Annotated in this window: 5 protein-coding genes; 3 read left to right on the top strand and 2 right to left on the bottom strand. The window is 44.1% G+C overall.

Going from position 1 to position 3,950, the window contains the following annotated elements; translation table 11 throughout:
* The 3 genes from KGY70_05680 to zupT all read left to right on the top strand — a co-directional run.
* A partial coding sequence (locus tag KGY70_05680; GenBank protein MBS3774654.1) for a S46 family peptidase occupies positions 1-666 on the top strand: 666 nt, incomplete at its 5' end.
* A 245-nt stretch (positions 667-911) separates the two neighbouring features.
* A complete protein-coding gene (gene rnhA, locus KGY70_05685; GenBank protein MBS3774655.1) occupies positions 912-1,397 on the top strand; it encodes a ribonuclease HI in 486 nt (161 codons plus the stop codon).
* Positions 1,398-1,457: 60 nt separating this feature from the next.
* The gene (gene zupT / locus KGY70_05690) at positions 1,458-2,267 is read left to right on the top strand and encodes a zinc transporter ZupT (protein MBS3774656.1); all 810 of its coding nucleotides are present in this window, start codon (positions 1,458-1,460) and stop codon (positions 2,265-2,267) included.
* A 264-nt stretch (positions 2,268-2,531) separates the two neighbouring features.
* Here the strand turns inward: zupT and KGY70_05695 are convergent, their stop codons facing one another.
* Positions 2,532-2,870: a cupin domain-containing protein gene (locus tag KGY70_05695; GenBank protein ID MBS3774657.1), complete on the bottom strand. Its 339-nt coding sequence runs from the start codon at positions 2,868-2,870 to the stop codon at positions 2,532-2,534.
* 657 nt (positions 2,871-3,527) lie between these two features.
* Positions 3,528-3,950: hydroxylamine reductase (locus tag KGY70_05700; protein MBS3774658.1), on the bottom strand; the 423-nt coding region annotated here is incomplete at its 5' end.

Consider the following 3,950-nt stretch of genomic DNA (forward strand, 5'->3'; position numbering starts at 1 on the left):
GTATTTACTTCGATGAACAAGTTGAACAACTTTTTTGAGAATCCAAAAGTGGAAATTCTGGAAAATGATCCGGCCTATACTGCTATGCAGACCGTGCAGGATAAACTTATGGAAATCCGTCAGCAGTACCGTAGCTATGCTGACCAGCTTAGCAAAGGTCAGCGTTTGTTTATGCAAGGTCTGCGCGAAATGCAGGAGGATCAACAATTCTATCCCGAGGCCAATTTTACGATGCGCCTGACTTATGGAACCATCAACGATTTTTACCCGAGAGACGCCGTGCATTATGATTACTATACCACGATGAAGGGTATTATGCAAAAGGAAGATCCAACGAATGATGAATTCTTTGTTGAGGATAAACTGAAAACGCTGTATGAGAATAAAGATTACGGTCCCTATGGTGATGACGGGACCATGCGGGTTTGTTTTATCTCTGACAACGATATTACGGGCGGCAACTCAGGAAGTCCTGTTCTCAACGGCGAAGGAGAACTGGTAGGAATAGCTTTTGATGGCAATTGGGAATCTATGACCGGCGACATTCAATTTGAGCCCAGCCTCCAGCGAACCATTAGCGTGGATATCCGTTACGTGCTGTTCGTTATTGATAAAGTTGCAGGAGCCGACCGGCTCATTGAAGAGATGGATATTGTGGACAAGTGATAGAATGATTGAATGCCTGCCCGACTGGGACAGGCGGGCCTGTCCGCAGGTGATAAGATAATAAAGCACCAAATAACAAATTTCAAATAAATTCTAAAATTCAATGACCAAAAGTTTCAGCGCGATTATACCTATTTGATATTGAATGTTTAAATCATTGGAATTTATAAATTGGATATTATCCGTCAAAAGCCGGACAAGTTTTGTTATTTGGTGCTTGAAATTTGATACTTTAAATAAAAGATATGGCCCATGATATAGTGATATATACCGACGGCGCGTCCCGCGGAAATCCCGGCCCCGGAGGGTATGGTGTTGTGATGATGTCAGGAAAGCACAGGAAGGAGTTATCCGAGGGATTCCGAAAAACCACCAACAATCGGATGGAACTTCTGGCTGTGATCAAAGCCCTTGAACAACTCAAAAAAGAAGGCTCGAATGTCACATTGTATACCGATTCCCGTTATGTAGCCGATGCCATTGAGAAAGGCTGGGTGTTCAACTGGGAGAAGAAACGGTTTAAGAAAAAGAAAAACCCCGATCTGTGGAAAAGGTTGCTGGAGTTGTACAGAAAACACAATGTACAATTTTACTGGGTGGAAGCTCATGCCGATATAACAGAGAATGAGCGCTGTGATCAGCTTGCCGTTGAAGCATCAAAGGAAGATAACCTTTCTGTTGATGAAAACTATGAAAAATTGGGAAACTCCGGCAATTTTTTTGAGGAGTAAAAGACCATATTTTACATGACCGGGCATTGATTTGGTAATGAAATATAATCTTTATAGTTCATGTTTTCAGAGGACATTCTTTATGCGTTCGCACTTACCCTTTTTGCCGGATTGGCAACCGGGATAGGCAGTTTGCTGGCTTTTTTCACCAAAACCACCAATACACGGTTCTTATCTTTGGCACTTGGTTTTTCTGCCGGCGTGATGATTTATGTTTCCATGATCGAGATATTCTTTAAAGCCAGGGAATCTCTCGCAGGTCACCTGGGAGGGGATGTTGGTTATGTGATTACTGTTCTTTCCTTTTTTGGGGGAATCTTGTTTATCGGTCTGATTGACTACCTGATCCCGTCAGGGGAGAATCCCCATGAGGTAAAAATGGTGGAAGAGATGGAAAAAGGCAGTCTGGCAAGAGATCCCAGGCTGATGAAAATGGGCTTTTTTACTGCTTTGGCTATTGCCATACACAATTTTCCCGAAGGGCTGGCTACCTTTACTGCAGCCCTCAGTGATCAGGCCCTGGGACTGGCCATTGCCGTTGCCATTGCCATCCATAATATCCCGGAAGGGATTGCCGTATCGGTACCCATATACTATGCTACAGGAAGTAAGAAGAAGGCATTTCTGCATTCCTTTTTATCCGGGTTGGCCGAGCCGCTGGGTGCCCTTATCGGTTACCTGATACTCATGCCTTTCTTAAATCCGGCGGTTTTTGGTATTTTGTTTGCAGCCGTCGCCGGTATCATGGTTTTTATATCGTTTGATGAGCTGTTGCCTGCTGCCAGGGAGTACGGCAAGCATCACTGGTCGATCTACGGGCTCATTGCCGGGATGGCGGTGATGGCCGTTAGTTTGCTGCTCTTTGCGTGAAACGGATGTTGTCTCGGGTTTCGGGTCTCGGGTCTCGGGTTGTATGTAGCTGCATTTGTTTTATGGACCTTAATTCCGAATTGTCTTCTTTGGTTTAATAATAAAAGTGCCGTGGCTACAAGGCTTACGACTTGCCACTCCAACGGACCATTTTGCCAACTTTTATAATTCGGATTACCATCAATTTATGCCGAACCATCATTCATCACTGCCGAAGCATTATCAACCTTTGCCGAACTAATCCGAATTTTCCTTCATATAATATTACAGTACCTTTGTACTTTCGGTGGGCTTTGGCACTTTTACTACCAGTACCCTTAAATCGGAGTCGCTTTGATTGTACCAGCAATGGGGAATTTTGGCCGGGCTGTCGATTAATGTATCGGCTTCCACCTCCTGGGTTTCATCACCAACTTCAATGATCCCTTTTCCTTCCAGCACATAGAAGAAAACATCCACCGGGGTGATGTGTCTTTTCAACTGTTCTCCGGGTTTAAGCGTAATGTGAGTGGCCATGGCATGCTCCGAATCGTAAAGCTTTCTTGCATCTACGCCATGGGGGTTTTTTCGGGGTTCTGCATCGGTTATTTTAGTGATTTTCATAAATTAGTTTTTTATTGTGATAAAAGAATTTGTTAAAAAAGTTGGCAGTTGGCAATTGGCAGTTGGCAAACTCTGAAAGCTACAGTTGGCAGAAGAATGCAAGGGTCATTGGGTTGTTAGAAAGGGTTTAAGGTTTGAGGAAGAAGTTGGCAAGGGACAAAATCAGTTGGCAAACCCCATAGCCTCATTCAGCGTATGGGGCGATATTTATCTGGATTTTTCTTTAAAGAGTTATTTGATCATGTTTAACTACGACCCTTAAAGCTTATTATATCCTTCATCTCAACTTCTGCCTATACTTACAGTCATTGCCAACTTTTTTACCAAGTAATTATCAATGACACTTGTATTGCCTTTGGCTTCTCTCGCTGCCTTTGGCTTTTGTAGTTGCCAACTGCCTTTTAATCATTACCAACTCAATCAGAAACTTTTACCAGCTGACCTTTTCGGTTTCCGGCATCCTTTTGCCAACTGCCTTTTGCCAACTGCCAACTGTATTGCTTAATCTTATTTCCTTAAATTTGATTCTGCAATATAATAAGCTGCCACCTTATGGATGAATGACCACAGAATGACTATTGAATATCTCTGCCAACTGCAGCCTTCAGGGTTGCCAACTGCCTTTTGCCAACTGCCAACTTCTTCATCAAATACTAATTACGCCAGCATGGCCTTCATATCCTCCTCAACGGTGTTGATGCCGCTGATGCCGAACTTGTCAACCAGCACATTGGCTACGTTTGCGGAAAGGAAGGCCGGCAGCGTCGGGCCGAGCTTGATGTTCTTCACGCCCAGGGAAAGCAGTGCCAGCAATACGATTACGGCTTTCTGCTCGTACCATGCAATGTTGTATTCTATCGGCAGCTCGTTGATGTCGTTCAGTTCAAAAATTTCTTTCAGCTTGAGCGCAATCACTGCCAGCGAGTAAGAGTCGTTGCACTGACCGGCATCCAACATTCTTGGTATGCCGCCGATGTCACCAAGATTGAGTTTGTTGTAACGATATTTGGCACAACCTGCCGTGAGAATCACCGTATCGTCAGGAAGTTCCTCAGCGAAACGGGTATAATATTCACGGCT

It is taken from the genome of Bacteroidales bacterium, from assembly GCA_018334875.1.
Classification (GTDB): Bacteria; Bacteroidota; Bacteroidia; order Bacteroidales; family UBA12077; genus JAGXLC01.